25 protein-coding genes are annotated in these 22,953 nt (G+C 64.2%); 7 read left to right on the plus strand and 18 right to left on the minus strand.

Going from position 1 to position 22,953, the window contains the following annotated elements; translation table 11 throughout:
- Positions 1-246: 246 nt before the first annotated feature.
- From AC0L2L_RS08730 to AC0L2L_RS08760, 7 genes are all read right to left on the minus strand, one after another.
- Complete coding sequence (locus tag AC0L2L_RS08730; protein ID WP_473577570.1) at positions 247-738, minus strand: F0F1 ATP synthase subunit B; 492 nt, start codon at positions 736-738, stop codon at positions 247-249.
- Between the two features lie 11 nt (positions 739-749).
- Positions 750-1,331 (minus strand): F0F1 ATP synthase subunit B, encoded by a 582-nt coding sequence (locus tag AC0L2L_RS08735; protein ID WP_473577572.1) that lies wholly within the window; start codon positions 1,329-1,331, stop codon positions 750-752.
- A gap of 61 nt (positions 1,332-1,392) precedes the next feature.
- A complete protein-coding gene (locus AC0L2L_RS08740) occupies positions 1,393-1,617 on the minus strand; it encodes a F0F1 ATP synthase subunit C (protein ID WP_027164582.1) in 225 nt (74 codons plus the stop codon).
- A gap of 78 nt (positions 1,618-1,695) precedes the next feature.
- Positions 1,696-2,454 (minus strand): F0F1 ATP synthase subunit A, encoded by a 759-nt coding sequence (locus tag AC0L2L_RS08745; RefSeq protein WP_473577575.1) that lies wholly within the window; start codon positions 2,452-2,454, stop codon positions 1,696-1,698.
- A 66-nt stretch (positions 2,455-2,520) separates the two neighbouring features.
- Positions 2,521-2,913 carry an AtpZ/AtpI family protein gene (locus AC0L2L_RS08750; RefSeq protein WP_473577577.1) on the minus strand — a complete coding sequence of 131 codons (393 nt, stop codon included), beginning with the start codon at positions 2,911-2,913 and terminating at the stop codon, positions 2,521-2,523.
- A gap of 288 nt (positions 2,914-3,201) precedes the next feature.
- Positions 3,202-4,386 (minus strand): cell wall hydrolase, encoded by a 1,185-nt coding sequence (locus AC0L2L_RS08755; protein WP_473577579.1) that lies wholly within the window; start codon positions 4,384-4,386, stop codon positions 3,202-3,204.
- A 227-nt stretch (positions 4,387-4,613) separates the two neighbouring features.
- The gene (locus AC0L2L_RS08760) at positions 4,614-5,888 is read right to left on the minus strand and encodes an MFS transporter (protein WP_473577581.1); all 1,275 of its coding nucleotides are present in this window, start codon (positions 5,886-5,888) and stop codon (positions 4,614-4,616) included.
- A 114-nt stretch (positions 5,889-6,002) separates the two neighbouring features.
- On the opposite strand from AC0L2L_RS08760, the gene AC0L2L_RS08765 reads away from it, so the two are divergent.
- Entirely contained in the window at positions 6,003-6,923 is a 921-nt protein-coding gene (locus AC0L2L_RS08765; RefSeq protein WP_473577583.1) for a LysR substrate-binding domain-containing protein, read from the plus strand.
- Positions 6,924-7,160: 237 nt separating this feature from the next.
- On the opposite strand, the gene der is transcribed toward AC0L2L_RS08765, so the two are convergent.
- Entirely contained in the window at positions 7,161-8,591 is a 1,431-nt protein-coding gene (gene der, locus AC0L2L_RS08770; protein ID WP_473577585.1) for a ribosome biogenesis GTPase Der, read from the minus strand.
- Positions 8,592-8,597: 6 nt separating this feature from the next.
- Positions 8,598-9,263: a tetratricopeptide repeat protein gene (locus tag AC0L2L_RS08775; protein WP_473577586.1), complete on the minus strand. Its 666-nt coding sequence runs from the start codon at positions 9,261-9,263 to the stop codon at positions 8,598-8,600.
- 199 nt (positions 9,264-9,462) lie between these two features.
- Between AC0L2L_RS08775 and AC0L2L_RS08780 the strand changes: the two genes are divergently transcribed.
- Complete coding sequence (locus AC0L2L_RS08780; RefSeq protein ID WP_473577587.1) at positions 9,463-10,473, plus strand: polysaccharide deacetylase family protein; 1,011 nt, start codon at positions 9,463-9,465, stop codon at positions 10,471-10,473.
- Between the two features lie 118 nt (positions 10,474-10,591).
- Here the strand turns inward: AC0L2L_RS08780 and sbmA are convergent, their stop codons facing one another.
- The 3 genes from sbmA to AC0L2L_RS08795 all read right to left on the minus strand — a co-directional run bounded on the left by sbmA (position 10,592) and on the right by AC0L2L_RS08795 (position 13,422).
- Positions 10,592-11,869: a peptide antibiotic transporter SbmA gene (gene sbmA / locus AC0L2L_RS08785; protein ID WP_473577589.1), complete on the minus strand. Its 1,278-nt coding sequence runs from the start codon at positions 11,867-11,869 to the stop codon at positions 10,592-10,594.
- Between the two features lie 122 nt (positions 11,870-11,991).
- Positions 11,992-13,152: a YbfB/YjiJ family MFS transporter gene (locus AC0L2L_RS08790; protein WP_473577591.1), complete on the minus strand. Its 1,161-nt coding sequence runs from the start codon at positions 13,150-13,152 to the stop codon at positions 11,992-11,994.
- A gap of 72 nt (positions 13,153-13,224) precedes the next feature.
- Positions 13,225-13,422, minus strand: coding sequence for a hypothetical protein (locus AC0L2L_RS08795; protein WP_473577592.1), 198 nt, complete (start codon positions 13,420-13,422; stop codon positions 13,225-13,227).
- A gap of 97 nt (positions 13,423-13,519) precedes the next feature.
- On the opposite strand from AC0L2L_RS08795, the gene AC0L2L_RS08800 reads away from it, so the two are divergent.
- The 3 genes from AC0L2L_RS08800 to AC0L2L_RS08810 all read left to right on the plus strand — a co-directional run bounded on the left by AC0L2L_RS08800 (position 13,520) and on the right by AC0L2L_RS08810 (position 16,223).
- Positions 13,520-14,434, plus strand: a complete 915-nt coding sequence (locus tag AC0L2L_RS08800; RefSeq protein ID WP_473577594.1) for a LysR substrate-binding domain-containing protein — start codon at positions 13,520-13,522, stop codon at positions 14,432-14,434.
- 77 nt (positions 14,435-14,511) lie between these two features.
- Positions 14,512-15,768, plus strand: a complete 1,257-nt coding sequence (locus tag AC0L2L_RS08805; protein ID WP_473577596.1) for an aminopeptidase — start codon at positions 14,512-14,514, stop codon at positions 15,766-15,768.
- Positions 15,769-15,866: 98 nt separating this feature from the next.
- Positions 15,867-16,223: a DUF488 domain-containing protein gene (locus AC0L2L_RS08810; RefSeq protein ID WP_473577598.1), complete on the plus strand. Its 357-nt coding sequence runs from the start codon at positions 15,867-15,869 to the stop codon at positions 16,221-16,223.
- 17 nt (positions 16,224-16,240) lie between these two features.
- Here AC0L2L_RS08810 and AC0L2L_RS08815 read toward each other — a convergent pair whose 3' ends face one another.
- Positions 16,241-16,594 (minus strand): ArsC family reductase, encoded by a 354-nt coding sequence (locus AC0L2L_RS08815; RefSeq protein ID WP_473577600.1) that lies wholly within the window; start codon positions 16,592-16,594, stop codon positions 16,241-16,243.
- A 158-nt stretch (positions 16,595-16,752) separates the two neighbouring features.
- Here AC0L2L_RS08815 and AC0L2L_RS08820 point away from each other — a divergent pair, with 158 nt between their 5' ends.
- Together AC0L2L_RS08820 and AC0L2L_RS08825 are read left to right on the plus strand one after the other, a co-directional pair.
- Positions 16,753-17,106, plus strand: coding sequence for an ArsR/SmtB family transcription factor (locus AC0L2L_RS08820; protein WP_473577602.1), 354 nt, complete (start codon positions 16,753-16,755; stop codon positions 17,104-17,106).
- Complete coding sequence (locus AC0L2L_RS08825) at positions 17,103-17,582, plus strand: SRPBCC family protein (protein WP_473577604.1); 480 nt, start codon at positions 17,103-17,105, stop codon at positions 17,580-17,582. Before AC0L2L_RS08820 ends, AC0L2L_RS08825 begins: the two co-directional genes overlap by 4 nt.
- A 96-nt stretch (positions 17,583-17,678) precedes the next feature.
- Here AC0L2L_RS08825 and AC0L2L_RS08830 read toward each other — a convergent pair whose 3' ends face one another.
- From AC0L2L_RS08830 to ggt, 5 genes are all read right to left on the minus strand, one after another.
- Positions 17,679-18,032, minus strand: coding sequence for a SnoaL-like domain-containing protein (locus tag AC0L2L_RS08830; protein WP_473577605.1), 354 nt, complete (start codon positions 18,030-18,032; stop codon positions 17,679-17,681).
- 462 nt (positions 18,033-18,494) lie between these two features.
- A complete protein-coding gene (locus AC0L2L_RS08835; protein ID WP_473577606.1) occupies positions 18,495-18,746 on the minus strand; it encodes a hypothetical protein in 252 nt (83 codons plus the stop codon).
- 57 nt (positions 18,747-18,803) lie between these two features.
- Entirely contained in the window at positions 18,804-19,790 is a 987-nt protein-coding gene (locus tag AC0L2L_RS08840; protein WP_473577607.1) for a 2-dehydropantoate 2-reductase, read from the minus strand.
- Complete coding sequence (locus tag AC0L2L_RS08845; protein WP_473577608.1) at positions 19,790-21,319, minus strand: acyl--CoA ligase; 1,530 nt, start codon at positions 21,317-21,319, stop codon at positions 19,790-19,792. Before AC0L2L_RS08845 ends, AC0L2L_RS08840 begins: the two co-directional genes overlap by 1 nt.
- A 45-nt stretch (positions 21,320-21,364) precedes the next feature.
- Entirely contained in the window at positions 21,365-22,951 is a 1,587-nt protein-coding gene (ggt, locus tag AC0L2L_RS08850; protein ID WP_473577609.1) for a gamma-glutamyltransferase, read from the minus strand.
- Positions 22,952-22,953 lie beyond the last annotated feature (2 nt).

Genomic DNA, 22,953 nt, shown 5'->3' on the forward strand with positions numbered 1-22,953 from the left:
CCCCCGCGCCAAAAATCAAGGGGCGGCACCGCCCCCCCCCCCCTAAAAAACACCGCCGCCGCCGCCCCCCCCCCCCCCCCCCGCCCCGCCCCCCCCACCTCTCCCCCGATCGACGGGGGAGAGGAAGGGCGCGGACCGCTCCTCAACCCCCACAGGGGGAGATTGGCAGCTTCGGCGCCTCGCTTCCCCAAACAAAAAAGCCGCCGGGTTGCCCAGGCGGCTTTGATGATTTTAAAGCTTTGAAACCTAGTTCAGCTTGGCCTTCACGTCACTGAGCGCCGACTTGAACAGATCGGCGCCCGCCTTGGCATCGACCTTGGCGGCGAGCAGCGCGCGGGCGGCCTCGACGGCGATGTCGACGGCGCTGGCGCGCACTTCGCTGACCGCTTCGCGCTCGGCCTGGCTGATCTTCTGCTCGGCAAGCGCGGTGCGCCGGGCGACATAGTCCTCGGTCTTCTTGGCCGCTTCGGAAGCAAGCAGCTCAGCCTCGCGCTTGGCGGCCGCGACAATGTCGGCGGCCTCCTTCTCGGCTTCCTTGCGCTTCTGCTGATACTGAGCAAGCAGCTGCTGGGCCTCTTCACGAAGCCTGCGCGCCTCCTCGAGCTCGCCGCTGATCTTGGCGGCGCGGGCATCGAGCGACTTGGTGAGCATGCCCGGCACCTTCAGGTAGATTATGGCGCCGAGGAAGATGATCAGGGCGATGGTTGCCCAGAGTGTGGCGAGTGATGTGGCGTCCATGATCCCGCTCCTCACCGGCTCGCGGATTTGACCGCGGCCGCGATCTCGGACTTGTCGGTCTTGCCGCCGACAAGCGCCTCGACGATAGCCGAGGTAGTGTCCTCGGCGATGGTGCCGACTTCCTTCATCGCCTTGGCCTTGATCGAGGCGATGCTCGCCTCGGCCGCGCCAAGCTTCTTCTCAAGCTCGGCCTCGAGCTTCTTGCGCGTGCCCTCGGCGTCAGCCTTGGCTGCGTCGTTCGCCTGCTGGCCGATCTTGTTGGCATTGGCCTTGGCTTCCGCCAGTTCCTGCTCATAGGCGGCAACGGCGGCGTCGGCCTCGCCCTTCAGCCTTGCGGCATGGTCGAGATCCTGGGTGATGCGGTCGTTGCGGACATCGATGATAGCGCCAAGACGCGGCATCACAACCCGCTTCAGGAACAGGTAGAACAGCCCGAAGGTGATGACCAGCCACAGGATCTGCGACGGGAAGGTCTTGGCGTCGAACGGCGGGAACGTTTCATGCTCCGCCGCAGGCACCGCGGTGCCCGCATGCGTATCGCCCTCGGCCGCGGCCGGCGCTGTTTCTTGCGCATAGGCAGATGTCACGAACATCTCATTCCCCTGTCCATGGAACGGGGCCGCACCATGCGGCCCCTTTCGTCAGCTCTGGCTCTTACTTGAAGACCAGGAGCAGGGCGATCAGGAGCGAGAAGATGCCCAGAGCTTCGGTCACGGCGAAGCCGAAGATCAGGCGGCCGAACTGGCCATCAGCAGCCGACGGGTTGCGCAGGGCGCCCGAGAGGTAGCTGCCGAAGATGTTGCCGAGGCCGATGCCCGCGCCGCCCATGCCGATGCAGGCGATGCCAGCGCCGATAGCAGCTGCTGCAGTTGCGTCCATTTCAAAACTCCTGTGTTTAGCTTGTTCGTTGCAGTTGGTACGTTGGGTATGCTGGCGCCGGGGCGCCGGTAAAATCGATCAGTGGCTCGGATGCAGAGCGTCGTTCAGATACATGCAGGTCAGCACAGCGAACACATAGGCCTGCAGGAAGGCGACCAGCAATTCGAGCGCGGAGAGCGCAACAGCCATGGCAAGCGGCAGCACCGAGCCGGCGATGCCCAGGGCGCCGAACGCGCTGAGGCTGACGACGAAGCCCGAGAACACTTTCAGCGTGATGTGGCCGGCCAGCATGTTGGCGAAAAGACGAACAGAGAGGCTGACGGGCCGCGAAACGAAAGAGATGATTTCGATCGCCACCACCAGCGGCAGAAGATAGCCGGGCACGCCCTGCGGAACGAACAGCTTGAGGAAGCCGAAGCCATGCTTGGCAAAGCCGTAGACGAGAACGGTGCCGATAACCAGGATGGCCAGCGTGAAGGTGACGATGATGTGGCTGGTGACGGTGAAGAAATAGGGGAAGAGGCCGATCAGGTTGGCGACCAGCACGAACATGAACAGCGAAAACACCAGCGGGAAGAACTGCATGCCCTGCTTGCCGGCGGCATCGCGCAGCATGTTGCCGACGAATTCATAGGCCATTTCGGACACCGACTGCAGGCGGCCCGGAATGAGCGCGCGGCTGGCCGTGCTCATGTAAAGGAAGGCCGACGCAAGGACGATCGTCACGACCATGAACAGGGAGGAGTTGGTGAAAGAGATGTCGTAGCCGCCGATGTGAATCGGGATGATCGGATGGATCTGAAACTGGTGGATCGGATCGACCTTGTCAGCAGCCACTTTAAATCCCCGTCAAAGCCACAACCGGCTTCTTAAGTTCACTTTAGCGCCTTGCGGCGCCTCACTTCATTGCCTCGGCTCACGCGGCTTGCCGCCCCGGCCGAATTCCGATGCCAGTCCCGCCGAACGCAGGACATTGAGTATACCGGCGCCAAAGCCGAGCAACAGGCCGACGATCAACCCCCAGGGCGCTGTTCCCGCCAGGCGGTCGATGATCCAGCCCAACCCGACACCGACCACCACTCCGGCGATAAACTCGCTGGACAGTTTCAGCGCCTGACCGTAACCGGCCGCGGCTTTCGCTTCGTCTTTCCCCTCGAGCCGGTCCGTGCGTCTCGTCGCAAGCGATGCTTCGAGATCGCGCCGGCGGCGCTCAAGTTCGTCGTCGCGGATGGTGGCTTCTGGCTGCCTGCCGCGGCCGGTTTCTCCGGTTCCGTCTGGCCCGGTTTTGTCGGCCATCGCAACCCCCCTGCCCGGGCAGACGATTGCCGTCCGTCCGCTTCTAAAGTCGCCGGCAACATAGTTAGCGGGTCCGCGCCCGTCAAGCCACGGGCCGAACTTCGAAGTGATGTATTTTCAGTAGTTAAATCAATGGTTTATCGAGGTGCGACATCGTGCCCTTCACGCCCGCGTGAGGACTCGGCGCGAATCCGCGCGACAAGGCGCGTCAGCCGGGACGCGCCGGGAGCCGGACGAAGCATAGCCGGAGCCGTCGATTAGGCGGTTCGGTTCGAGCCGCCTAACGGCTCAGCTCCAGCCGCCACCATAGGTGCGATAGAAGATATGCAGGCCGATCCTGGTCATCTTGTGCATGGCGCGCGCCCAGCCCGGATGGACATAGTTGGCGTAATAATGCGTCGAGGAACCAACCTCGGGAATGAAGATCTTGCCGGCGGTCACCGCCATGGCAACCTCCTGCGCGGTCTTGTAGGAAGCCTGGTCGGTGATGCTCTTCTTCCTGCCGTCGCAGGCGAAGGAGAACTGGCAGCGGTTGAACCAGTTGTCGTTCTGGTAGACGACGCCGCAGATGGTCTTCGGATAGGCCGGATTGCGGACCCGGTTCAAGATCACCTGCGCGACCGCCGCCTGGCCGCGGACAGGCTCGCTGCGCGCCTCGAAATAGATGCCCTTGGCGAGGCAGGCCTGCTCGGGTTGGGAAAAGACGCTGGCCGGCAGCGGATTCTGCAGCCATGCGTGGTCGCCCTCGCCCATCGGCGGGATGAAGCGGCCATCGTTCGGATCGTCCTGAAGCAGCGCCTCGAAGGGTGAGGCCTTGGCATAGTCGGGCGCCGACTGGGCATAGGCGGTGGCAAGAATATCGGGCTTGTCGTTGTTGACGAGGGCGACAAGTGCCGCCGGCAGATCCGGGTCGGGCTTCTTGTCCTCGCGCAGATGGAAGGCCTGGGCGATCTGCACTTCCTTGCCCTTGATCCCGGGCTTGGCGAAGGTGAGCTTCAGCCCGCTGTCCATGCTGCGGCGAAGCAGCGAGGACGTACGCTCGAAAATCGAGCCGGCGCTGAAATTCTTGGGCGGCGTGACCGGCGAGACCTGGACGATGCGGCCCTTCTTGTCGGCGCGCATGACGCGATCCTCGTCGGGCGTCGCGCCCGTGGCGCTGCCCTTGCCGCGGAAGGCGACCGTGCCCACGCCCGGCAGGTTCACGCCGGAGCCGGAGATCGAGCCGGTGGCGGTGGTGTCAATGAAGGGCATTTCAGCGGCATGCACCGAGCCGGCGGCGGATTTCTCGATATAGGCGTTCCAGCGGGCGTTGGGCGCTTCCAGGCCGGAAATCAGGCTTGTCATGTCCTGATAGGCGACGACCGACGGAAAGCCGATCCAAATGCCGAGCCCGAGCACCAAAGGAGAAAGGAAGCAACGTCTTTTCGCAACGGCGGCGGCGGCGGCAAGCCGCATTGAAACGCGTCGATGCACTGAACTCTCCAGAACGCTACTGACCCCGGAGAGCCAAAATGAAGCATTAACCTTGATGCGGGGTTAACGACATTGATCATGTTCTTTTCATGTTTGTGGCAAAGCAGGCTTGCCGTTTTCGCGGCAAGAGCTCTTGTTTGACGCAATTGCGGGCGGAGGCTACGGCGAAGTCGCCGACCCCCCAACCGCCTCACACTTTTCCTGGAATTGCTCCAGGCGGCGACGAATCAGGCCTGGCGCAGGAAGATCGGCCAGGCGACCGCCGCGCAAATCGCCGCGGCCAGCCAGACGCCCTGCCATGCGAAGAACACCAGCAGCCACGGAATGGCGATCGGCACAAGGCAGAAGCCGATGAAGACGAAGCTGTTGGCAAGGCTGAGCGCGGTGCCGACATGGCCAGCGCCGGCAAGCGTGGCAAGCTCGGTATAGGCGACACCATGCCAGGCGGAGACGGATATGCCGGCGACGACCACCATCAGTGGAAGCAACGGCACCAGCGCCGGGAGTCCAGCGGTGCCGATCACCAGCAGCCAAAGCACCAGGAAGGCCAGCGCGCTCGACGCGCTGCAGAATTTCAGGAACGGACGGCGGTTGCCGTGACGGTCGGTGAAGCGCCCGCTCCAGACACGCATCACCATGGCGCCGGTCTGCACGGCGGCGAGGCTGGCGCTGGTGACCCAGGTACCCATGCCGGCAAAGTCATGCAGGAAGACCGACGCGAAGGTCAGCACCGCGACCTGCGGAAAGCAGAGCAGGCCGATCGCGGTCGAGATGCGCCAGACTTCGATGTTGCGCAAGGGCGCGGGGCCGCTTGTCGCTGCGGCGTGAGCGCCGGTTTCCGCCGGTGGTTCGTGCAGCCAGCGCCAGGCAAAATAGGCCGAGAGAGCGGAGACGACTGCCAGCAGGCCGAAGACCGCGGTGAAGCCCAAAGCCAGCGCAAGCGAAGGCAGAACGAGCGCGCCCAGCCCACCGCCGAGCGGCACCGCCGTCTGCCTGATGCTCATGGCAAAGCCGCGTTCGCCCTCACCGAACCAGCCCATGATGGCGCGGCCGCTGGAGCCGTTGACGCTGCCGCCGAGCAGGCCGGCGACGAGCAGGCTCGCCGAAAGCAGCGTGACGCTGGGAACGGAGAGCTTCGTCGGCACGACGAGCATTGCCATGAGGAACAGCCATGCCGCCGTCGCGCCAAGCCCGGTCAACAGCACGCGGCGGTCGCCCCAGCGGTCGGTGAGCACGCCCCAAGGCAGTTCGCTCAGCGCCACGCCGAGACCGAGTAGCCCGAGCGCGAGGCCGAGTTCGGCATTGCCGAGATGATAACCCTGGCGCATCACCACCGCGGTGGCCGGAATGCCGGAGAAGGTGGCGGAGAAGCCGGCATTGGCAGCGACGCCGATGCCCAGCACTTTCCAGCGATGATTTGGTCCGAAGGTACGGCGAGCAGGGTTGGCGGCAATGTTCCCCGCGGCCGGCTGGCAGTCGTTTCGTGTGACGATGGCGGACATGATTCCATTCCCGTAGTGGCCGCTGACGGCTTGACGGACGGAAGGTAGCGCCATAGCTTCATTCATAAAATCAGGAAGTTTTTGATCAACAATCCTGAAAATCAGGACGATATCATGCGCCGCGTCACATTCGACCTCGATGTCCTCAGAACATTCGTCACCGGCATGGAATTGGGCAGCTTCGCCAAGGCGGCCGAACGGCTGGGACGCTCGACTTCCGCCGTAAGCGCGCAATTGAAGAAGCTGGAAGAACAGGCGGCAACGCCGGTCTTCCGCAAGGCCGGGCGCGGCCTGGCGCTCACCGAAGCCGGCGAAACCATGCTCGGCTATGCGCGGCGGCTGATCGAGCTCAACGACGAGGCGGCTGCCGCCATCCGCGACGTCGAGCTGGAAGGCTGGGTGCGGCTTGGCCTCCAGGAGGATTTCGGCGAGGCCGTGCTGCCCGGCGTGCTCGGCCGCTTCGCCCGCGCGCATCCCAAGGTTCGCATCGAGGCACGGATCGGACGCAGCCACGAACTTGCCGAGCGTGTCCTTTCCGGCAATCTCGACATCGCGCTCGCCTGGCATGACGGCACGACGCTGCCCTACAGCCGGCATGTCGCCGACGTGCAGGCACGCTGGATCGGCCCGGCGAAGCCGATCGAGGCAGGTCCGCGCAATGGCGAGCCGCTGCCGCTGGTGGTGTTCGAGGCGCCCTGCCTGCTGCGCACGGTCGCGACCGAAACGCTCGACCGCGCCGGTCTCGCCTGGCGCATGGCCTTCTCGAGCCCCAGCCTCGGCGGCATCTGGGCGGCGGTGGCGGCAGGACTTGGCCTGACGATCCGCACCGATATCGGCCTGCCCGCCAATGTCAGGGCGCTCGCGCCGGGAGTCCTCGATTTGCCGGCCCTGCCGACGATGGCGTTGCATCTGCACCAGAAGGACGCCGAGCTCGATCCGGTGGCGGCGCGGCTGGCGGAGATACTGCTGCAGGCGGTGGTGGAGACGCTGCCCGAGGGGGCGGAGATGAAAGAGAGGCTGCGAGAGGTCGCTTAGCCTCCTCGCCGACGCCCTTCGACTTCGTCATTCTATGGCGAAGCAAGGAGCGAAGCGACGCGCGCAGACCATAGAATCCATGCCGTTACCTCGCGCAAATAATGCAGCGGAGCAGAATTCTGCACCGTAGCGACGCTCCTAAGTCACGGAATGGATCCTCGGGTCTGCGCGCGTCGCTTCGCTCCTTGCTTCGCCCGTGGATGACGACTGGAGAGGATTGGCGCAAACGGCTAAGCCTCAGCGCTTCTTCGCCCTGCCCGCGAACGGATTGTCCGAGGTGCGCAGCGCCATGCGGATCGGCACACCGGGTATGTCGAAGGCCTCGCGCAGGCTGTTGGTCAGATAGCGGACGTAGGATTGCGGCATCGCGTCCGGCCTCGAGCAGGAGACGACGAAACCCGGCGGGCGGGTCTTGGCCTGCGTGACATATTTGACCTTCAGCCGGCGGCCGGCGACGGCGGGCGGCGGATGATGCGCCAGGATGCCTTCCAGCCAGCGGTTGAGCTTGCCGGTGGAGACGCGGCTGTTCCAGACCTTGTGCGTCTTGATGACGCTGTCCATCAGCCGGTCGAGACCGCGGCCGGTCTCGGCCGAAACCGTCACCGCCTGGATGCCGCGCACCTGCGGCAACAGCCGCTCGGTCTTTTCGCGCAGCTCGGCCAAAAGCTCCTGCGGATTGTCGATCAGGTCCCATTTGTTGAAGGCGATCACCGGCGCGCGGCCCTCGCGGATGATGAGGTCTGCGAGCTGCAGGTCCTGCTTCTCGAAGGGAATTGTGGCGTCGAGCACGATGATGACGATCTCGGCAAAGCGGATGGCGCGCAGGCCGTCCTGCACCGACATCACTTCCAGCTTTTCGTGGATCCTGGCCTTGCGGCGCATGCCGGCGGTATCGAACAGTTTTATGTGGCGACCGCGCCAGTCCCAGTCGACCGAGATCGAATCGCGCGTGATGCCGGCTTCCGGACCGGTGAGCAGCCGCTCTTCGCCGATCAGCGCATTGATCAGTGTCGACTTGCCGGCATTGGGGCGGCCAATGACGGCGATGCGCAGCGGCTTGGTGTCGTCATAGGCGGGTTCGGCATCCGGATCGGCGACGTCCTCGCCGATCAGCACCTCGCTGGCGGCGATCTCGTCGCCCGCCTCGTCCTCGTCCTCGCCGAAGGCGCGTTCCTCGCCGAGCGCGGCGATCACCGCGTCGCGCAGGTCGGGCAGGCCCTGGCCGTGCTCGGCCGAGACCGGGATCGGCTCGCCGAGGCCGAGTTCCCAAGCCTCCAGCATCCCCCCTTGAGCGCCGCGCGCCTCGGCCTTGTTGGCGACCAGCACCACCGGCTTGCCGGATTTGCGCACCACGTCGGCGAAGGTGCGGTCGTCCGGCATCAGGCCGGACTTGGCATCGACGGTGAAGAAGATGAGGTCGGCTTCGCGGATGGCGATTTCGGTCTGCTGGCGCATGCGGCCGGGCAGCGTCGAAGCCGCCGCGTCCTCGAAGCCGGCGGTGTCGATGACGTCGAAATAGAGATCGTAGAGCTTGGCGGCATGCACACGCCGGTCGCGCGTCACGCCCGGCGTGTCGTCGACAAGCGCCAGCTTCCTTCCGACCAGCCGATTGAAAAGAGTCGATTTGCCGACGTTAGGCCGGCCGATGATGGCGACTTTGAAACCCATCTAAGGTCACGACGCGTTGCCCGACCCGCGGATCAGCTCGGACATAAGTTGCGCCCGCTGGCGCACATTGCGCGGGGCGCCGTCATCCGAAGAGATCTGGTCGAACAGTTTGAGAGCATCCGCGGCCTTGCCGTCCTTCCAGGCGGCAAGGCCGAGCGCTTCGCGCGCCGAATGGCGCAGCGGATTGGAGTCGGCGGTGAGCGCCTCGACCCGGCTGGAAACATCGGCGTAGGAGCCGTGGTCCACGAGCAGCAGCGCTGCCCTGAGCCTCGCCATGTCGCGGATGCCGGCGGGAATGGCGTTGTCGGCCGCGACCTCGTCGAAATCCTTGACCGCGCCGTCGACGTCGCCCTTGTCGGCCTTGACGGTCGCGGCGCGCATGCGGGCGAGCAACGGATAGGCGCCGTAACCATCCTTCTCCAGCTGGTCGAGCGCGGCGATCGCCTCGTCGTTCTTGCCGTCATTGGCGAGCTTCAACGCCGCCGAGAAGGCGTCGCCCGAACGGTTGGCGCGGGTCTCGTCCCAATAGCGGTAGCCAACGACGGCGGCAGTACCCAGCACGACCAGGATGGCGATGCCGAGAATGGCCGGGCCAAAACGATCCCACAGCGCATGCGCCTGCTCGCGACGAATCTCTTCGTTGACTTCGCGGATAAAACTGTCGTCCGACATTAATCAAAACCATTGCAGCCCCGGTTGGGGCGCTTCTTGTGCCCGCGTTTTAGCGAAATTTCGCCGGCATGGAAGGGGGCCGGCCGGAAAATCGGTGCAGAGCGCCTGCGCCCACAAGGCTCGCCTGAACGCACCCACGCCACATTTGCCCGATAGCCGGCTTCAGATCAGCCGAGGGGCTCCTGCCAGAAGTTTGCCAATGCTTCGTTCCTACCGCGTCCTTGCGTTCGGTCTCGCCGCGCTTGCCTGCGCCAGCTCAGCCTTCGCCGATCCGCCGAAATCGCCAGCCGTTTCGCCTGCCAGGCCCAAGCAGGTCGTGCTGATCTCGTTCGATGCCGCACGCGATATCTCGCAATGGGAGCGCAGCCGGGCGCTGGCAAAGCGCACGGGCGCGCATTTCACCTATTTCCTGTCCTGCGTCTTCCTGCTCTCGCCGGAAACACGGCAGTACTATGCCGGCCCCGGCAAGGCCGCCGGCAAATCCAATGTCGGCTTCGGCGCCTCGAAACAGGACGTCGCCGAGCGGCTGGAACAGGTCAGGCTCGCGGCCGCCGAGGGCCACGACATCGGCAGCCATGCCTGCGGCCATTTCGACGGCAAGGCGTGGAGCAAGGCCGACTGGCTGGCCGAATTCGCCTCCGCCCGGCGCATCTTCGAAAACGCCTATGCGATCAACGGCATCCCGGAGCCGGCCGACTGGCACGATTTCGCGCATCATGCCCTGGTCGGGTTTCGCGCGCCCTATCTTTCAACCGGCGCCGCGCTTTACGAGGCGCTGCCCGAAGCCGGCTTCCAATATGACGCAAGCGGCGTTTCGGACGGCCCCGACCTGCCGCCAACCAGGAACGGCATAACCCATTTCGCCCTGCCGCTTGTCCCGGAAGGACCGAAGGCGAAACCGGTGGTCGCCATGGACTACAATCTCTATGTCCGCCACTCGGGCGGCACCGAGAAGCCGGCGATGGCGGACGAATTCGCCGAACGCGCCTATCAGGCGTTCCACGCCGCTTTCGAAGCTGAGTACAACGGCAAGGGCCTGCCGCTGGAGCTCGGCTTCCACTTCACGCTGATGAACAACGGCGCGTATTGGAACGCGCTGGAGCGCTTCGCCGGGGAAGTCTGTGTGATGTCGCAAGTCGAGTGCATCAGTTTTCGCGACTATGTCGCGCGGCAGCGCGCCGGCCAGGCGCAAGCAACCGTGGGCGGCTGACTGGACGTAGGCGCGCTCCAAAGCGTTTCACCGTTTCACCGAAACGGCGAACCGCTTTATCTCTTTGTTTTGACGCAATTCCGGACGGAAAACCGCTCACACTTTTCCTGGAATTGCTCTAACTTGCCGGCTGATCTTCCGGACGCATGCCAGCTTGCTCGCGTTCTAGATAATGCTGATCGACAACCGGCAGTTGCTCGCCTTGCAGCGTCGCCTCGAAGGCACGCAAACGTTTGTGCACCGACTGCAGTTCGACAATCGTCGACCAGGAATTCAGTAGGAATTGCAGGGAATTCGTCACCTTGCCGAACGCGTTCGATATCTGGTTCAGGGCGCCGAACGTGATCTTATGCGCGACCAGCGACGGCCCCAAGATGAGCAACGAGAAGATGCCGTCAGCCTGCAGGTAGGTGTAACGAACAACATTGAAATAGATATAGTGGAAATATAGCTTGAAATAATTTTGTCGGACATTGGCGAACAATTGTGCCGTCGTCGCCGGCTGAGCCCGGTCGGCATGATCTTCGCCGTAGACGAGTTCCTTGCGATAGGCTGCCTCGACACGCTGGTTGCGGAACTGCAGGCCCGGCAGCTTGAGACCCGCCACCATGACGGAGATCGTCCCGAACAAACACCAGCCCAATGCGGCAACGACCAAAGGCTGCGGGACCGCGCCGATGATCGGCAGTTCGGTAATATGGGCCTGCAATTGAATCAGAACCGGCAGAAAGGCTATGAGGGTCATGATCGACTGAACGAAGGTCGAGCCAAGGTCCTCCATAATCTGCGAAAAGCGCATCGTGTCTTCCTGGATGCGCTGCGAGGCGCCTTCGATGTGGCGCAACCGGCCCCAATTCGTCACGAAGTAATCGTTCATCGCGGTGCGCCAGCGGAAGATCCAGTGGCTGACGATGAAGGCGTTGATTACCTGCACGTTCATGCCGACCAGCGCCAGCCAGGAGAAATCGGCCAATCCTATGTAGAATTCCGAGTCGGTCGATTTCCCCGTGCCCGACATCAGGCCCTGCACGTAGTCGAAGAACGGACCATACCAATTGTTGATGGCGACGCTGACCTGAACGTTGAAATAGATGAAGAACAGGATGACAGCGGTCATCAGGATCGACCAGTTCTGCCATGGATGCGGGGCGTACCAGCTCCAGAATGCATAGAAGACCGCCACGCAGGCCACGAAGTAGATATAGAACCACAGGAACGGCTTCGACCACAGGACCGCGATGCCGATGATGGTCGGGATGTCCGCCGCGGCCGGCGGGAGGCCGAAGACCGAGCCCAATTGTTCTCCCCCGAAAAACCAGAACAGGATTGCGGCAAGGCTCCAGACGGCGGCCGAGGTGAAGAAGAGCTTCGGCTGCGGGAAGAAAGATACGAACACTGTGGCTGGTTTCCTCGGTCTGACCGCAAATCAGCGGCGTTGCTGTTCGGCGGGCATAAAGTCACACATTAGTGGGAAAGAAAATGCCCTGCCCGATGCCCGGCACCAAGCAAGACCACCAATCATGGCGATTTTGGCGCAGCCGACCAGGCGATGACGCCGGAGGCCAACAGTGCCGCCGCCGCCATGATCGAGGCAAGCACATAATTGCCCGAAGCCTGGGCGAGCAGGCCGGCGGCGACCGGACCGATAATCTGGCCGAGACCGAAGGCCGCCGTCATCACCGCGAAGATGCGGCGCGGCGCCTGCGGTGCCAGTTGTCTGCCCATCTGTATCCCCAATGCCGTGATGGCGATGAAAGTGCCGCCGAGCAGGACGCCGGCGATCAGCGGTCCAGCGGGGCCTTTGACGATGACGCTGGCGGTGACGCCGACCACTTCGATCAGGCAGGTAATCGCATAAGCGGCGTAGAGCCCTGTCCGGCCGGCAAGCTTCTGCCAGAGCCAGGTCGAGGGGAAGCCGGCAAGGCCGGCGATCATCCAGACGGTGGCCTCGAAGACGCGCCCGCCGCCGCCCTGGCGAACGATGGCGACCAGGAAGGTGGCCGTCACCACATAGCCGAAGCCGAATAGCCCGTAGGCGATGATCACCTTGACCAGGGACCGGTCCTTCGGCAGCGCCGGCTCGCGCCCGTCAACGCCATTGGCCGGCGTGGCGGAGCCGGCGAGCAGCGCGACGACGAGCAGGCCAGCCGCCGAAAGCGCTCCGGACCAAAGCCATCCGGCGGCCCAGCCTGCATGTTCGGAGACGAGAATCGCCAGGAGCGCGGAGGACGCGGCTATGCCAAGGCCTACGCCGCCGAAATGCAGCGCCTGCAAGTCGCCGCGGCCGGCCGCGGCAAGATGGCTGAAGACGATCGATGCCATGAACACCATGACGAAGGCGCTGGCGAGGCCGGCGAGGAAGCGGATGACGAGGAAGGCGGCCATCGTCTCGTTGAGCCCCATGAGCCCCGCGAGCACGGCGCTGGCGGCGAGGCTCACGAACATCAACAGGCGCTCGCGGCCGTGCGCCCAGCCGCCAGCCGCGGCAAGCGCGCCGACCAGATAGCCGACATAGTTGGCGGAGGCGATCCAGCCGGCATCGGCCGGCGTCAGATGCAACTCCTCCATCATGCCGGGCAGGATCGGCGTATAGACGAAGCGGCCGATACCCATGGCGACGGCGAGCGCGACCGTGCCGGCAATGGCTAGGCGCAAGGGAGATGGCGAGGCGGCGTTCATTGCGGCGCAACATAAGTGCGCGCGCGAGCGAAACAATGCGCTTGTGTTGGGCCAGTTGGGCTCAGGCGGCCTTCAGCGGCAGGCCGTCTCGTAGGCCGTGCGACCGGCCGTCAGCCGGAACGGCATATCGCCAAGCTCGCGCTCCGACATGGTATCGAGCACGGGATGCGACAGCGGATCGACGACCCAGTGGGCGACCTCGCCGTCATCGGGCCGAACCTGTCTTGGCTCGGCGCCGGAAAGCCCCTTCAGCAAAGATAAAATCTTCATCGGATTGCCTCCAAGCTCAGGCCTACGCCCAATAAAATCCGCCTTTTTGCATCAGGTTTCAATTGAGATTTCACTCTGTTCACTTTAGAAAAACTGAATGGCTATGCTGAACCGCGTCCATCTCAACGGCCTGCGCGCCGTGGAAACCGTCGCCCGCCTGGGATCTCTTGCCGCGGCGGCGGCCGAATTGAATGTCTCGACCAGCGCCGTCAGCCAGCAGGTCAAACGCACGGAAAGGCAGCTTGGCCAGGCGCTGTTCGAACGGACGCCAGGCGGGCTCGTGCCGACGGAATTCGGCGCCGCCTTCACGATGCGGCTCAGCTCCGGCTTTCGCGAGCTCGCGCAAGCGGTGGCGCTGGCCGACGAGGCCAACGAGTGCACGCTGGTCGTTTCCGTGGCGCCGGCCTTCGCCTCGAAATGGCTGCTGCCCAGGTTGTCGCGGCACTTCGCCCGCCATCCGAATGTGCTGCTACGCATCGACGCCTCGGCCAGGGTCGCCGATCTCGACCGCTCCGATATCGATATCGCCATCCGGCTCGGCGACGGGAAATGGCCAGGCGGGCGGGCCGAGCTTCTGCTTGCCCAGGAAGTGTTTCCGGTCTGCGCGCCGTCGATCGCGGCCAGGCTGAAGTCGATCGGCGATCTGGCCCAGACCTGCGCGATCACCGACGAGCGGGCGATGTTCAGCTGGGACGGCTGGTTCGAGGCGGCCGGCGTCGAGCCGGTCACCTTCCTCAAGGGCGCGCGCTTCACCGATCCGATGCTTTGCCTGGAATCGGCGATCGCCGGCCACGGCGTGATGCTTGCCTGGCAACTGCTCACCGCCGACGCGCTGGCCGACGGCCGGCTGGTCGCGCCCTTCGGCATCAGGGCCGAGAGCGGGCTTGGCTACTGGCTGGTCACCTCGGCCACGAAGAGCGAGAGCCGCAAGGTGCGTGACTTCAAGATCTGGATCCGCGAGGAGATCGAGGCGACCATGGCGCAATTCCGCGCGTTGGAAAGCGCGGCCTGACCCAGTCGATCACGGTGGAAAGGCCAACCTCGCCGGTCTATGTTGGAATCAGACCCCAACAAATGGCAGGCACGATCATGACTACACATTCGCGCGGCGTCTCGGCAAGCATCGACCCGGTGAAGCTCGACAGGCTGGCGGAAGTCGCCATCAAGGTCGGGCTGCAGCTGCAGCCCGGACAGGATTTGGTGCTGACTTCGTCGATCGCGGCGCTGCCGCTGACCCGCCGCATCGTCGAGCATGCCTACAAGGCGGGCGCCGGACTGGTGACGCCAATCTTCAACGACGACGAGATCACGCTGGCGCGCTTCCGCTACGGCGCCGATGCCGGTTTCGACCGCGCCGCCGGGTGGCTCTACGAAGGCATGGCGAAAGCCTTCGCCAACAATGCCGCGCGGCTTGCGGTGCGCGGCGAGGACCCGTCGCTGCTGTCGGCGCAGGATCCGGCCAAAGTGGCGCGCGCCAACAAGGCGAATTCAATGGCCTACCAGCCGGCGCTGGAGAAGATCACCGGCTTCGACATCAACTGGAACATCGTCGCCTATCCCGATCTAGCCTGGGCCAAACAGGTGTTTCCGGGCGAGCCCGACGACGTCGCAGTGGTCAAGCTCGCCGATGCCATCTTCTCGGCCTCGCGGGTCGACGTCGAGGATCCGATCGGCAACTGGAAGGCGCACAATGCAGCCTTGGCCGAGCGCACGAAATGGCTGAACGAGCATAATTTCCATGCGCTGCATTTCACCGGACCGGGCACCGACCTGACTATCGGGCTGGCGGACGGCCATGAGTGGATGGGCGGCGCCTCGACGGCGAAGAACGGCATAACCTGCAATCCGAACATCCCGACCGAGGAAGTCTTCACCACGCCGCATGCAAGGCGCGTCGAAGGCCATGTCTCCTCGACCAAGCCGCTGTCCTATCAAGGCACGCTGATCGACGATATCTCGGTGCGTTTCGAGGGCGGGCGGATCGTCGAGGCCAAGGCATCGAAGGGCGAGGACGTGCTAAAGAAGGTGCTCGACACGGACGAGGGAGCGCGCCGTCTCGGCGAAGTGGCGCTGGTGCCGCATTCCTCGCCGATCTCGAAAAGCGGGCTGTTGTTCTTCAACACGCTGTTCGACGAGAACGCCGCCTGCCACATCGCGCTCGGGCAGTGCTATTCGAAATGCTTCGTCAACGGCGCTTCGCTCAGCCAGGCCGAGATCGCCGAGCGCGGCGGCAACAAGAGTTTCATCCACATCGACTGGATGATTGGCTCCGACAAGATCGACATCGACGGCGTGGCCAAGGACGGCAGCCGCGTGCCGGTGATGCGCAAGGGCGAGTGGGCCTGAGGAACTCTATTTTGCGCAATTCCGGACAGAAGGCTACGGCGAAGTCGCCGAGCCCAACCGCTGCACAGTTTTCCTGGAATTGCTTGTAAGGAGGCGCAATGGCCTTCGAGATTGCGGTGAAGCGCGTTTACGAGCCGCCCGAGAAGGCGGACGGCAAGCGCGTGCTGGTCGACCGAATCTGGCCGCGCGGCGTCAGCAAGAAGGACGCCGAACTGACGCTGTGGCTGAAGGAGATCGCGCCGAGCGACGAGCTGCGCAAATGGTTCGGGCACGAGCCGGAACGCTGGCCGGAGTTTCGGAAGCGGTACCGGGCCGAACTTGACGCAAACAAGGATGCGGTGGCGCAGCTGCATGGCCTTTTGCGTGAAGGCAAGGTGACGCTGCTCTTCGGCGCGCATGACGAGGCGCACAACAATGCGGTAGCGCTGGCGGAATATTTGGAAGCCCAAGCATAATTATCGCGACGTCGAGCCTATTTCCCGCCCACCGCCTCTTCGTAAACCTCCGGCTTGAACCCAACCAGCACCCGCTCACCCACCTCCAGCACCGGGCGCTTGATCATCGTCGGCCTGGCCAGCATCAGCTTCTTGGCCTTCTCCTCGTCGAGCGCCTGCTTGTCCGCTTCCGGCAGCTCGCGAAACGTAGTGCTGCCCTTGTTGAGCAGCTTTTCCCAACCGACCTTGCCGACCCAGCCGTTCAGCTTCTCCGCCTCGATCCCCTCGGCCCGATAATCATGGAAGCGATACGGAACGTCATGACTCTCCAGCCAGACGCGCGCCTTCTTGATCGTGTCGCAGGTGGTGATGCCGTACATGGTGATGGTCAAGACAGGCCTCGGTCGGTTGCGAATCTGAACAAAACCTAAGCCCACCGGAACGGCTTTGCCAGCGCTTCGCGATGGCCCGGTTTTGGCTCTTGCCAACACTAAGGTTTTTTCCTAAGTATCTTTCAAAATGTACGCGACCTAGTGCGAAGGGAATAGCCATGAGCCTTGAGACCGTCGGCCAAAGCGTGCCGCCCGTCGACGGCATTTTTCGCGCGCTTGCTGACCCGACGCGCCGGCGTGTCGTGGAGCGGCTGAACAGAAGCCCCGCCTCGGTGAGCGAGTTGGCGGAGCCCTTCGGCATGGCCCTGCCCTCCTTCGTCGAGCACCTCAAGGTGCTGGAAGGCTGCGGGCTGGTGCAGTCGCAAAAGGCCGGCCGCGTCAGGACCTATAGTCTCGCGCCCGAACCGCTGAAGCTTGCGGAAAGCTGGCTCGCCGAACAGCGCGCGCTGTGGGAGCGCCGCCTCGACCAGTTCGACGACTATGTGATGAGCCTCAAGGAGAGTGAGAAGTGAGCGATCCGTTCAAGCCGAACCCGAAACTGGACCTGACGCTGGAGCGTTTCCTCGACGCGCCGCGCGAACTCCTATGGCGCGCCTGGACGACGCCTGAGCACGTCAAGCAGTGGTTCACGCCGAAGCCGTGGATCATCACCGATTGCGAGATCGACCTCAGGCCCGGCGGTCTGTTCCGCACACGCATGCAGTCGCCCGACGGCAAGGAGGTGAGCGACCGCCATTGCTGCTATCTCGAGATCGTGCCGGACGAGCGGCTGGTGTGGACCGATGCGCTGCTGCCCGGCTACCGGCCGTCCGGCGAGCCCTTCATCACCGCGGTCATCGCCTTGACGCCCGAAGGCAAGGGCACGCGCTACACCGCCACCGCCATCCACCGCGACGAGGCGACGCGCAACAATCACGAAGAGATGGGTTTCTTCGACGGCTGGGGCACAGTGGCAGACCAGCTTGCGAACTATGTGAAGACGATTTGAGAGAACGGCACGGCGGCCGGACTATCATCCTGGCCGTCGTGTCTGTCTTCAAATCATGCAGCGAAAGGACGCGGGACGCCGCGAGCTAAATCGGCCTCAATAGTAGAAGCGCTCTTCGCTGATCTTGCCGTTCTTGACCGTGTAGAGGCCTACCTCGTCCATGGTGACGCGTTTGCCGGTCGACTTGGGCGTTATGTCGAAGGTGAAGCGCAAGGCGAACTGGTCGCCGTTGACATAGGGGCCTTCGATCGAGCCGCCGTGAACCTCATGGTTCGCTTCCCACCATTCGCCCTTCTGCTTGACGGCTTCCTTGCCGTTGCAGACGGCCATCGGCCCTTCCATCGCCTCGTAGCTGACGATGTCGTCGGCATTGTATTTCGCGGCAGCGCCGTGGCTGTCGCCCTGCTTGAGGAGTTCGGTGAAATCCTTGGCAATGTCGGCAGTGGTCATGATTTCCTCCCGGTTTGGACCAGACATCAAGTAGGGGACCGATTGTGCGCCTGCCACCGGGACGTTGCTCTGCAGGTGACAATTCGTGTCAGGATGGCGGTGCCGGTGCTGACGATAAAGGCGATTTGAGATGCTCACATGACAGCATGCGCGTCGTCCTGACCGTTCAGTTGCCAAGTACCGGGGAAATCGTATCTCCCCCCGTGGCTGTGGATCAGCGCGAAACTCCGCACGGTCCACCTGACGGGCTCGACGAGCCGCTCCGGTATCTTTGATACGCCATCTCTATCTCGAAGCAGTGTCACATGCGGCTCCAGCGAATTGGTTACGAAAGGCTGCAGCGGGCTGTCGTGAACTACGGCTGAGAGTTTGCGCCAGAAATCTTGCAGCGCCGGCGAATGATCGCCACTGCGAAGCACCAGCGCTCCACCGCCGAAAGCCAACAATCTGTCGAAACAAACGTCAAAGGCCGAGGCCCATCAAGGTTATGTGCGTCAGCTTGGCGGGAGTTAGCCAAGCCTTGAGTAGCCCATACTCCCGACAGTAACTCTCGCCTTGATCGGCTAGCAGGACATTTGTCGGCCCTTCGACCATGACTCCATAAAACAGACGCGGCTCTTTCAGCTGCCTCCGATTCTTGCTCGTCCTGAACTCGCGCCAGCCGAAATAAGTCTGGCCGGTGTCGTGCGTCCCGAATGTAAGCTCCTCGTTCATGGCTGATCCCTTTCGGATATCCTCCAAAAGGATCAACTTAGAACAAAACAGGAACATCTACAAGGGCGAATAGCATCCGCGTTCGATCGCCAGCCGCCGCACCAGCGCCAGCACTGTGTCGATGGTCGGCGTCGGCTGGCCGGTCAACCGCCCGAGCTCCTGCACGGCGGTGACCAACGCATCGATCTCCATCGGGCGGCTGCGTTCGAGGTCCTGCAGCATCGAGGTCTTGTGCTCGCCGATGTCGCCGGCGCCCTTGATGCGGCGGTCGACCGGGATGAGGAAGCGCACACCGAGGCTCTCGCCGATCGCCTGCGCCTCCAGCATCATCGCGCGCGCAACGGCGCGGGTTCCTTCGTCGGCGACGATCGCCGCAAGCGTGCTGCCGGTGAGCGCCGAGATCGGGTTGAAGGAGAGGTTGCCCCAGAGCTTTACCCAGATCTCCGAGCGGATGTCCTCGCGGACGGGCGCCTGCAGCCCTGCCTTGACCATTTCGCGCGCCAGCGCGGTGGTTCGCTCGCTCTTCTCACCTGACGGCTCTCCCAGCGAAAAGCGCGCGCCCTCGACATGACGGATCAGGCCGGGTGCATCCACCTCGACGGCCGGATAGACGACGGAGCCGATAACGCGCTCCGGCCCTATGCGCTCCCAGATCGCACCACCAGGATCGACCGCATCGAGCCGCGTGCCTTCGAGCGCGCCGCCCGCCTTATGGAAATACCACCAGGGCACGCCGTTCTGCATGGTGACGACGGCTGTCCCCTCACCCAGCAGCGGCGCGATCTGCTCAAGTGCCGGCGCCAGCGAATGCGCCTTCAGCGCCAGCACGACATAATCCTGCACGCCGAGTTCCTCGGCGTGCGCCGCCGCCTTCACCGGCGCCACCGTTTCCTTGCCGCCCTCGATCAGGCGAAGGCCATCGGCCTTGATGGCTTCCAGATGCGCGCCGCGTGCCACGACCGACAGATCGACAGAGCCGGCGATCGCCAACTTAGCGGCGAGATAGCCGCCAATGGCGCCGGCGCCGAAGATGGTGATGCGCATCAGCCGAGCCCGAGCTTTGCGGCAAGGCCGATGCGCTGCAGCTTGCCGGTCGCGCCTTTCGGGATCTCGTCCAGGATCACCACCTTGCGCGGCACCTTGAAATCGGCGAGCCGGGTCGCGGCAAAGCCGCGGATGTCGGCCTCGCTGGCGCTCTGGCCTTCGCGCAGCACGACGGCGGCGGCCACTTCCTCGCCAAGCTTGTCATGCGGCATGGCGAAGGTAACGACCTGCGCCACCGCCGGATGATCCATCAACACGCCGTCGACCTCGAGCGGCGAGATTTTTTCGCCGCCGCGATTGATGATCTCCTTCAGCCGGCCGGTGACGCGCAGATAGCGGTCCTCGTCGAGCACACCCTGGTCGCCGGTGTGGAACCAGCCATGCGCGAAGGCGCTGGCATTGGCGTCCGGGTTCTTCTCGTAACCAGCCGTGACGTTCGGGCCGCGAATGACGATCTCGCCGATCTCGCCGGCCTTGAGCAACCGCCCGTCCGGCGCCATGACGGCGACTTCGGGTCCGGCCGATGCGCCGACGCTGCCCGGCTTGCGCTGGCCAGGCGGCAAGCGGTTGGACGCCATCTGATGCGCGGCCTCGGTCATGCCGTAGGATTCGATCACCGGGCAGCCGAACGTCGCCTCAAGCTCCGCCATCACCTGCGCCGGGAGCGAAGCTGATGACGAGCGCACGAAGCGCAGCTTTGCCTCGGCGAGCTGCTCAGGATTGCGCGCCGCGCGCGGCAGGATCGCCTGATGCATGGTGGGCACGGCGGTGTACCAGCTGGGCTTGGCCTCGGACAGCCACTGGAAGAAACGCAGCGCGTTGAAGCCCGGCGTGCAAAACACGCTGCCGCCGGCCGCCAGCGATGACAGCACCGCGGCGATCAATCCGTGGATGTGGAACAAAGGCATGATGTTGAGGCAGCGGTCCGACGTCGTCAGGCCGAGCGTCGCGCCGATATGCGCCGCCGACGCAGCGAGATTGGCGTGGCTGAGCGGCACCAGTTTTGGACGCGAGGTCGTGCCGGAGGTGTGCAGAAGGAGCGCAATGTCGCCATCCCCGGCCAGTCCGGATACGACCGCCGGCCCAACCGGATCGCCCTCGATCGTGAAGACACCTGCCAAGGCGCCGCTAGGCACCACCAGCCGCAGCACGGGGATACCGAGGCGCTCGGCAACTTCGACCGCAGGCCCTTGTTCGTCCTTGCCGACAAGGATCGCCTTGACGCCTATATCGCTCAGATAGAAATCGAGCTCGTCGGCGCGATAGGCCGGATTGAGCGGCGCCGTGGATGCGGCAGCGGCGATCGCGATGAAGGCCGTCGCCATTTCCGGGCCGTTCGGCAGCACGATGGCGACCCGGTCGCCACGGCCGATGCCGAGCGCGTTGAGCCGCGCCGCGGTATCGCGGATCAGGAGGCGCAGCCCGCCATGCGAAAGGGCTGCCCGCTCGGGCGCGGCGATGGCCGGCGCATCCTCAGCGCCGGGTGCAAGGCGATGGGCAAGATCGGTGGCGTTTTCGCTGTTTGTCATGGTTTCAGACTATGTTTCGAACGATCGGCCGATGTCCAGCGCTGCTCAATATCCGAGCGCCAGGCCGTCCTTGCGCGGATCGGAGGCGCCGGTCAGCGTGCCCTTTTCCCAGTCGATCAGCACCGCCTGCCCGCCGCCCAACGGATGATCCGGTTCCACCACCTTATGGCCTCGCCGGCGCAGGCCCCCGATCGTCTCGGCACGCACGCTCCGCTCGGCCTCGACGACATCGTGGTTGTAGAAGACGCGCGCTGCATCCAGCGCCTGCTGCGGATCCATGCCGAAGTCGATCATGTTGGTCAAAAGATGCACATGGCCGAAAGGCTGGTAGCCGCCGCCCATGACACCGAAAGGCATCACGGCGCGGCCGTTTCTGGTCATCATCCCCGGCATGATGGTGTGCATCGGCCGCTTGCCCGGCGCTATTGCGTTCGGATGCTTCGGGTCGAGGCGGAAGCTGGAGCCGCGGTTTTGCAGGATCACGCCGGTCCTCGGGCCGACGACACCGCTGCCGAAGGAATAGTAGGTCGAGTTGATGAAGCTCACCGCGTTACGGTCGCGGTCGACGACGCTGATATAGACCGTGTCGCTGCCCGGCAGGTCGAGCCGCGGCAGATCGGTCATGGCGCGCTCGGGATCGACCGCCGCGCGCAGCCGGTCGGCATAGGTGCTGGAAAGCAGCGCGTTGACCGGCACGTCGACATGATCTTGATCGGCGAAAAATGCGTCGCGATCCTGGTAAGCCAGGCGGCCGGCCTCGATCTCGAGGTGCAGACGCTCGGCGCCGTCGGGATCGAGCTTGCCGAGATCAAAGCCGGAGAGAACGTTGAGCATCAGAAGCGCGGTCAGCCCCTGATTGTTCGGCGGCATCTGGTGGATGTCGTGGCCACGATAGGAGGTGCTGATCGCGGTCCTGTAATCGCCCTTGGTCGCGGCGAAGTCGTCCAGCGTGTGCAGCCCGCCGAGCGCGCGAAGCCGCCCGACGATGTCCTCGGCCACCGCGCCCTCATAGAAACCGGCGCGGCCTTTCTTGGCGATGACGCGCAACGTCTCCGCCAGCTCGGGCTGGCGGTGGATATCGCCGGCCTTTGGCGGCCTGCCGCCCGGCAGGAAGATGCGCGCCGCCACCTCGTCGGTCGACAGATCGGTTTCCGGATCAGCCCAGTCGAAGGCGACACGGTCGTGCACGACATAGCCGTTCTCGGCGTAATGAATGGCCGGCGCAAGGGCATCGGCTATGCCTTTGCGGCCGTGATCGTCCAGAAGACGGCACCAGGCGTCGACCGCGCCGGGAATTGTCACTGCATGCGGGCCCTGTTTCGGCAATTCGCTGAAGTCATGCTCGCGATACCAGTCGACCGTCGCGGCCCCGGGCGCACGGCCGGATCCGTTGAAGGCAAGCACGTTCCCCTCGCCCTTCGGACAATAGAGGACAAAACAGTCGCCGCCGATGCCGGTCGACTGCGGCTCGACCACCGCCTGCACGGCGGCCGCGCAAACGGCGGCGTCCATGGCGTTGCCGCCGGAGCGAAGCATGTCGATGGCGGCAAGCGTGGCGAGCGGATGCGAGGTCGCGGCCATCGCCTCGGTGGCACGGACCGGCGAGCGGCCTGGAAACTGGAAGTCACGCATGC

The organism is Mesorhizobium sp. WSM4832, assembly GCF_055811115.1.

Bases quoted from the DNA above. Each gene is read 5' to 3' on its own strand.
- AC0L2L_RS08730 (WP_473577570.1), bottom strand. From the start codon at position 738: ATGGACGCCACATCACTCGCCACACTCTGGGCAACCATCGCCCTGATC.
- AC0L2L_RS08800 (WP_473577594.1), top strand. From the start codon at position 13,520: ATGGCTATGCTGAACCGCGTCCATCTCAACGGCCTGCGCGCCGTGGAA.
- AC0L2L_RS08805 (WP_473577596.1), top strand. From the start codon at position 14,512: ATGACTACACATTCGCGCGGCGTCTCGGCAAGCATCGACCCGGTGAAG.
- AC0L2L_RS08765 (WP_473577583.1), top strand. From the start codon at position 6,003: ATGCGCCGCGTCACATTCGACCTCGATGTCCTCAGAACATTCGTCACC.
- AC0L2L_RS08845 (WP_473577608.1), bottom strand. From the start codon at position 21,319: ATGACAAACAGCGAAAACGCCACCGATCTTGCCCATCGCCTTGCACCC.
- AC0L2L_RS08750 (WP_473577577.1), bottom strand. From the start codon at position 2,913: ATGGCCGACAAAACCGGGCCAGACGGAACCGGAGAAACCGGCCGCGGC.
- ggt (WP_473577609.1), bottom strand. From the start codon at position 22,951: ATGCGTGACTTCCAGTTTCCAGGCCGCTCGCCGGTCCGTGCCACCGAG.
- AC0L2L_RS08780 (WP_473577587.1), top strand. From the start codon at position 9,463: ATGCTTCGTTCCTACCGCGTCCTTGCGTTCGGTCTCGCCGCGCTTGCC.
- AC0L2L_RS08840 (WP_473577607.1), bottom strand. From the start codon at position 19,790: ATGCGCATCACCATCTTCGGCGCCGGCGCCATTGGCGGCTATCTCGCC.
- AC0L2L_RS08795 (WP_473577592.1), bottom strand. From the start codon at position 13,422: ATGAAGATTTTATCTTTGCTGAAGGGGCTTTCCGGCGCCGAGCCAAGA.
- AC0L2L_RS08775 (WP_473577586.1), bottom strand. From the start codon at position 9,263: ATGTCGGACGACAGTTTTATCCGCGAAGTCAACGAAGAGATTCGTCGC.
- AC0L2L_RS08735 (WP_473577572.1), bottom strand. From the start codon at position 1,331: ATGTTCGTGACATCTGCCTATGCGCAAGAAACAGCGCCGGCCGCGGCC.
- AC0L2L_RS08740 (WP_027164582.1), bottom strand. From the start codon at position 1,617: ATGGACGCAACTGCAGCAGCTGCTATCGGCGCTGGCATCGCCTGCATC.
- der (WP_473577585.1), bottom strand. From the start codon at position 8,591: ATGGGTTTCAAAGTCGCCATCATCGGCCGGCCTAACGTCGGCAAATCG.
- AC0L2L_RS08810 (WP_473577598.1), top strand. From the start codon at position 15,867: ATGGCCTTCGAGATTGCGGTGAAGCGCGTTTACGAGCCGCCCGAGAAG.
- AC0L2L_RS08830 (WP_473577605.1), bottom strand. From the start codon at position 18,032: ATGACCACTGCCGACATTGCCAAGGATTTCACCGAACTCCTCAAGCAG.
- AC0L2L_RS08835 (WP_473577606.1), bottom strand. From the start codon at position 18,746: ATGAACGAGGAGCTTACATTCGGGACGCACGACACCGGCCAGACTTAT.
- AC0L2L_RS08790 (WP_473577591.1), bottom strand. From the start codon at position 13,152: ATGAACGCCGCCTCGCCATCTCCCTTGCGCCTAGCCATTGCCGGCACG.
- AC0L2L_RS08820 (WP_473577602.1), top strand. From the start codon at position 16,753: ATGAGCCTTGAGACCGTCGGCCAAAGCGTGCCGCCCGTCGACGGCATT.
- AC0L2L_RS08760 (WP_473577581.1), bottom strand. From the start codon at position 5,888: ATGTCCGCCATCGTCACACGAAACGACTGCCAGCCGGCCGCGGGGAAC.